Source organism: Paracoccus marcusii, from assembly GCF_006151785.1.
In the GTDB taxonomy this organism is placed as follows: domain Bacteria; phylum Pseudomonadota; class Alphaproteobacteria; order Rhodobacterales; family Rhodobacteraceae; genus Paracoccus; species Paracoccus marcusii.
In genome coordinates this window covers 1-566 of record NZ_VDDD01000294.1, presented here as the reverse complement: position 1 = coordinate 566, position 566 = coordinate 1, and the positions used below count along the sequence as shown (strand labels likewise).

Annotated in this window: 1 pseudogene; it reads right to left on the bottom strand. The window is 76.9% G+C overall.

The features are described 5' to 3' along the window. Window positions 1–566 (bottom strand): annotated as a pseudogene (locus FHD68_RS19310) (hypothetical protein); the annotation flags it as partial.

The window sequence follows — 566 nt, the reverse complement described above, 5'->3', positions numbered from 1 at the left end:
GGCGGTCGCCGTGGTCGCTGTGGGTGCGGGTTCGGCGGGCGTCGGCTCCGCGGCGGGCGCAACTTCGGCGGTCGCGGTGGCAGCTGGGGCGGCCGTCAGATCGGCGATCATCGATGCCGCGGGCGGCACGGCGACCGGTGTCGATGCGGGGGCAGGCGTACGGGCCTGGGCCAGCGCCTCGGCCAGGGCCTGATCCAAGGCGTCGGGCTGTTCGGGCGTCGTCTGCGTTGTCTGCGGTTCCTGTGCCACAGGGGCGGGGTCGACCGGCGTCGTGGGCGCGGGCGCGACCGGGATGGCCGCTTGCGGGGCGGGTGCCGTCTGCTGCGGCTGTGCCGCGACGGGGGCCTGCTGGACAGGTGCCTGCGGAACGGGGGCTTGCGGAACGGGGGCTTGGGCCAGCTCCTCCTGCGGCGCGGGGCGGCCAAGGAACAGCAGCGCCACGACCAGCAGCAGGGCCAGCCCGCCCACCAGGACGGGCAGACGCGCCGGGTCCAGGGCGCGCAGGCGGTCGGACAGCGTCGGTGCGACGTCTTCGGCGGGTGCGGCCGCGTCGCGTTCCGCCCGTG